The 5,434-nt window shown below is 62.6% G+C and carries 6 protein-coding genes; 2 read left to right on the forward strand and 4 right to left on the reverse strand.

Annotated features, from left to right (window positions below; genetic code table 11):
• The 3 genes from cueR to AC1DVH_RS25565 all read right to left on the reverse strand — a co-directional run.
• The coding region (gene cueR / locus AC1DVH_RS25555) for a Cu(I)-responsive transcriptional regulator (RefSeq protein WP_477756148.1) at nt 1-352 on the reverse strand (352 nt) is incomplete at its 3' end.
• Complete coding sequence (locus tag AC1DVH_RS25560) at nt 349-2,742, reverse strand: heavy metal translocating P-type ATPase (protein ID WP_477756149.1); 2,394 nt, start codon at nt 2,740-2,742, stop codon at nt 349-351. The genes AC1DVH_RS25560 and cueR, both read right to left, overlap by 4 nt.
• Before the next feature lie 215 nt (nt 2,743-2,957).
• Entirely contained in the window at nt 2,958-3,341 is a 384-nt protein-coding gene (locus AC1DVH_RS25565; RefSeq protein WP_477756150.1) for a hypothetical protein, read from the reverse strand.
• 147 nt (nt 3,342-3,488) lie between these two features.
• On the opposite strand from AC1DVH_RS25565, the gene AC1DVH_RS25570 reads away from it, so the two are divergent.
• Nucleotides 3,489-3,686 carry a heavy-metal-associated domain-containing protein gene (locus tag AC1DVH_RS25570; RefSeq protein ID WP_477756151.1) on the forward strand — a complete coding sequence of 66 codons (198 nt, stop codon included), beginning with the start codon at nt 3,489-3,491 and terminating at the stop codon, nt 3,684-3,686.
• A gap of 90 nt (nt 3,687-3,776) precedes the next feature.
• Nucleotides 3,777-4,973: a multidrug effflux MFS transporter gene (locus AC1DVH_RS25575; RefSeq protein WP_477756152.1), complete on the forward strand. Its 1,197-nt coding sequence runs from the start codon at nt 3,777-3,779 to the stop codon at nt 4,971-4,973.
• Between the two features lie 8 nt (nt 4,974-4,981).
• On the opposite strand, the gene AC1DVH_RS25580 is transcribed toward AC1DVH_RS25575, so the two are convergent.
• A complete protein-coding gene (locus AC1DVH_RS25580) occupies nt 4,982-5,155 on the reverse strand; it encodes a hypothetical protein (protein WP_007996470.1) in 174 nt (57 codons plus the stop codon).
• Nucleotides 5,156-5,434 lie beyond the last annotated feature (279 nt).

Here is a 5,434-nt window from a genome sequence, read left to right on the forward strand (position 1 = left end):
GCCGATGATCGCCCTGACAGTGCTCAACCAGGTCCTGCAAGGTGTCGCGCAACTGACCCAGCTCGCGGATCTTCTGGTTCAACTCATCGATGTGCTGGCGGGCCAACGCTTTCACATCGGCGCTGGCGCGCTGGCGGTCTTGCCAGAGGGTCAGCAACTTGCCGACTTCTTCCAGGGAAAACCCCAGGTCCCGCGAGCGCTTGATGAACGCCAGCGTGTGCAGGTCGTCATCGCCGTACACCCGATAACCGCTGTCGGTGCGATGGGCCGCCTTGAGCAGGCCGATGGATTCGTAATAACGGATCATCTTTGCGCTCAGGCCGCTGTGGTGGGCCGCTTGGCCGATGTTCATCGGTTGTCCTCCAGGTCCTTGGGTTTCCAGGTTTTCAACAGTAGCGCATTGCTCACCACGCTGACGCTCGACAACGCCATGGCCGCACCGGCCAGCACCGGATTGAGGAAGCCGAATGCCGCCAATGGAATGCCGATCAGGTTATAGACGAACGCCCAGAACAGGTTCTGGCGAATCTTGGCGTAGGTCTTGCGGCTGATCTCCAGTGCTGCCGGCACCAGCCGTGGATCGCCGCGCATCAGGGTGATGCCGGCCGCGTGCATGGCGACGTCGGTGCCGCCACCCATGGCGATGCCGATGTCGGCGGCGGCCAGTGCCGGGGCGTCGTTGATACCGTCGCCGACCATCGCCACCACCCCGGTTTGTTTCAGTGCAGCGACTGTGGCGGCTTTGTCCGCCGGCAGCACTTCGGCGTGCACATCGTGGATGCCCAGTGCCTCGGCCACCACCTTGGCGCTGCCGCGATTGTCGCCGGTCAGCAGATGGCTACTGATGTTCCGTGCGCTCAGTTGTTGTACCGCCTGCAGCGCGCCGGGCTTGAGGGTGTCACCGAAGGCGAACAGGCCCAGCACCTGCGGTTTTGGGGATTGTTCGATCAGCCAGGACAAGGTCCGGCCTTCATTTTCCCACGCGATTGCCGAGTCGGCCAACGACCCGGCATTCAAGCCGCTTTCCTCCAGCAGACGCCGATTGCCCAGCGCCAAACGACGACCATCGAGGCTGCCGGCGATGCCGCGCCCGGTCAGGGACTGGCTGTCGCTGACATCGGCCACGGTCAAGCCGCGATCGTTGCACGCATCCAGCACCGCCTTGGCCAGCGGATGCTCACTGCCGCGCTGCAAGGCACCGGCCCATTGCAGCAAGGTGGCTTCGTCACCGTCGATAGCGCTCAAGTGGGCGATGCGCGGGGTGCCCGAGGTCAGGGTGCCGGTCTTGTCGAACACCACCGAACTGACTTCATGGGCACGCTCCAGCGCCTCGACATCCTTGATCAGAATCCCGTAACGCGCCGCGACGCCAGTGCCGGCCATGATCGCCGTCGGCGTGGCCAGGCCCAATGCGCAAGGGCAGGCGATCACCAACACCGCAACGGCATTGATCAGTGCGGTTTCCATCGGCGCGCCATACAGCCACCAGCCGATCAGGGTCGCCAGGGCAATCAGCAGCACGGTGGGCACGAACACCTGGCTGACTTTATCCACCAGTTTCTGGATCGGTGCTTTTGCGGCCTGGGCGTCTTCTACCAGACGGATGATCCGCGCCAGCACGGTTTCCGCACCGAGGGCCTGGGTACGCACCAGCAACCGGCCTTCACCGTTGATCGCGCCGCCGGTGACTTTGTCGCCGGGCTGCTTGGGCACAGGCAGGCTCTCGCCACTGATCAGCGCTTCGTCGGCGTGGCTCTGGCCTTCAATCACTTCGCCGTCTACCGGGAAGCGTTCACCGGGTTTGACCATCACCAGATCATTGAGGCGCAGGGCGCTGATGGCGACGTCTTGCTCGTGGCCATCGAGCGCCCGAATCGCCCGTTCCGGGCGCAAGGCTTCGAGGGCGCGGATGGCGCTGGCGGTCTGGCGCTTGGCGCGGCTTTCCAGGTACTTGCCCAGCAGCACCAGCGCGATCACCACCGCTGAGGCTTCGAAGTACAGATGCGGCATGCGCCCGGCGGCGGTGGCCCATTCGTACACGCTCAAGCCATACCCGGCGCTGGTGCCCAGGGCGACCAGCAGATCCATGTTGCCGGCCCCGGCGCGCACGGCTTTCCAGGCGGCGACGTAAAACCGTGCACCGAAGATGAATTGTACCGGTGTGGCCAAGGCGAATTGCGCCCAGGCCGGGAGCATCCAGTGCACGCCGAATGGCTGTAGCAGCATCGGCATTACCAGCGGCATGGCGAGGGCAATGGCGAAGATCAAGGCCAGGCGTTCGCGGTGCAGGCGCTGTTGCTGATTGCCGGTTGGCGGGTGTTCGGCTTCCCATACGCTGGCGGCGTAACCGGCCTTGGTCACGGCCGCGATCAAGGTTTGCGGATCGATCTGGCCGAGCAGTTCAAGGTGGGCACGTTCGTTGGCCAGGTTAACGCTGACGCTTTTTACTCCCGCAACCTTGCCCAGCGCGCGCTCGACCCGGCCGACGCAAGACGCGCAGGTCATGCCGTCGATGCTCAGTTCCAGGTTGTGCTGCGGCACGCTGTAGCCGGCCTTGGCTACGGCATCCATCAAGGCAGGCAAGCTGTCGCTGGGTGCCTGCACCCGCGCCTGTTCAGTGGCGAGGTTGACGCTGACGGCACTGGCGCCAATGACTTTGCTCAAGGCGCGCTCGACCCGTCCGGCGCAACTGGCGCAGGTCATGCCGGCAATCGGCAGGTCGAACGTGGTGGATTCGGACATCGGTCGCACTCCCTGTAGTAGATGACCACAGGATCAACCTTGCCATGCTGGCAAGGTCAAGTGCCAATCTGATTTGGGAGTCCCCCGGGATCTGTGCCTGGCCGCGATCCCTTGTGGGAGCGAGCTTGCTCGCGATGGCGGTGTGTCAGACGATGTGGATGTTGGATGTGCCGGCCCAATCGCGAGCAAGCTCGCTCCCACAGGGGGGACGGGTGTCAGTAGCCGAGACCGGCGCGCTTGAGGTACATCCCTTCCTGCGTCATCGCGATCCGGTACTTGAGCACATCCCCGGCCTTGAGCTGGATATCCTGTGAACCCGGCGCGAGCATGCCCGGAGTGCAACCCGGCACCTGGCCCGGCAGCAGTTTGAGGCGCAGCGAGACGATGCCCGGCGGCAGGTTGAACGAGGTGCTCTGTTCCTGAAACAGCCGCGCCGCCAATTGATCCTGGATGTACACACCGATTTCGCAACTGGTCGCGACTTCCAGGCGCTCGCGGGAAATGATCAGCACGCCATAATCCTGACCGGCAGCATTGGCCGAAGGCACGGCGGCGAAAAGGCTGAGAAAACCAAACAGGCTGAAAACTGACCAGCGCATGGCTGAATCTCCTGAGTTCGAGTCATTGATGGACGCAGCTTGGCCGAGCGTCGCGCCGATTGCCAGCCCGGCAGCTAGCTTCAGAACTTGACCTTGCCATGGTGGCAAGCTCAAAACTGGGTTCAACCTCGGAAAAGGAGTCATCCCATGCAAGTGTTCAACGTTGAAGGCATGTCTTGTGGTCACTGCGTCAAGGCCATCACTCAGGCGGTCCAGGCCAAAGACCCGGCGGCCAGTGTGCGGGTTGATCTGGCGGCCAGGGAGGTCGGTGTCGAAAGTGCGCTGACCGCCCAGCAAGTGATCGAGGCGATCAGCGAAGAGGGTTACGGCATCAAACTGGTCTGAATTTGATAGTTAGCGAGCTACCGGAATGTTCAAGGCGTCCATGTGCGGCTAGACTGTCGGGCTGCCGACTTCTGCCCCACTGGATGCCTGATGAACTTGCGTACCATTCTGATACTTGGCGCCTTGAGCGCTTTCGGTCCGCTGGCGATCGACTTCTATCTACCAGCCTTCCCGGCCATGGCTCTGGCTTTCGGGACGGACGAAAATCACGTTCAGATGACGTTGGCGGCGTACTTCCTTGGCTTGTCCATCGGTCAGTTGGCCTATGGTCCGGTGGCGGATCGTTTCGGGCGACGCATTCCGTTGCTCACCGGTGTCGGCCTGTTCACCGTTGCCTCCGTGGCGTGCGCCTATGCGCCGAATCTGGAATGGCTGATCGGCGCGCGTTTCGTCCAGGCGCTGGGCGGCTGCGCGGGGATGGTGATTTCCCGGGCGGTGGTCAGCGACAAGTGTGATGCGGTGGGTTCGGCGAAAGTCTTTTCGCAACTGATGCTGGTGATGGGGCTTGCCCCCATCCTCGCGCCATTGCTGGGTGGGTTGTTGGTCAATACCACAGGCTGGCAGTCGATCTTCCTGGCCTTGACCGCTTTCAGTGCGCTGGCGGGGCTGGCGGTGGCGACGGGATTGCCGGAAAGCATGCCGGCCCACATACCGCGTCAACCGTTGTCGGGTGCGCTGCGTCAGTACGGCCGGTTGCTGGCTGACCCGATATTTCTCGGCCATGCCTTGACCGGGGGCATCGCCATCGCCGGGATGTTTGCCTACATCGCCGGCTCACCCTTCATCATCATCAAGCTCTACGGCGTTCCAGCCGAGCATTTCGGCTGGCTGTTCGGCACCAATGCGGCGGGTTTCATTCTGGTGGCTCAGGTCAATGCGCGGTTACTGGCCAAACGTGGCCCGATGTTCTTGCTGGCGCGCGCGGTGTGGGTTTATCTGGCGGCCGGCTTGACCCTGCTCGCTGTCAGCTCCCTGCACCCGGCACACCTGTGGCCGCTGCTGATTCCATTGTTCATCTGTATCGCCAGCCTCGGTTGCATCAGTCCCAACGCCGCGGCCTGCGCGATGAGCGGGCAGGGCGGACGGGCCGGCAGCGCGTCGGCGCTGCTCGGCTGCCTGCAATTCAGCGTGGCTGCCGGTGCCTCTGCGCTGGTGGGCGTGCTGCACGACGGTAGCGCCGTGCCGATGGCCATGGTCATCAGCCTGTGTGGAATTCTGGTGGTGAGCGCGGCGATGTTCACCCGGCGCTTGCAAAATGCCCGGGCGCTGGCGCAAGCCCAGGTTTGAGGCCGGAGTCAGCCGGCTGCACGCTGCGGGTGGAGGACGGGAATGGGGTGAGGGGCCTGGATGCGGGCTTCAAGAGTACGGGTGAAAGCGCGAGCTTCTGCTTCGCTGCGGAACGTCACAGCATGTTGGTCTAAGCGAACTTGCCACTGGGACTTTGCCAGTTCTTTTATCAGGATCTTCATAGCTGAACTCCTCTCGTAAAGGATGTCTCGTAAAAGATGTCTCGTAAAAGGCTGCCTCGCAGGAGATTCGATTGTAGTCCTGAATACGAGCACCATTGTGACAAGGGTCAACTGTCGGACTGACGGTTTGTAACTAAAAAAAACACGGCTTTTTGATGGCACCCACAGGGGGCGTCTGCGACCGGGACGTCCCGGTCGCAGACGAAAAAACGCAGAAGGCGATGAAATCAGCGATGGTTTTTTTCAGCGCCTCAGAACCCTTCCAGCACAATCTTGCCC

The sequence above is a fragment of the Pseudomonas sp. P4_C3 genome (genome assembly GCF_056402075.1).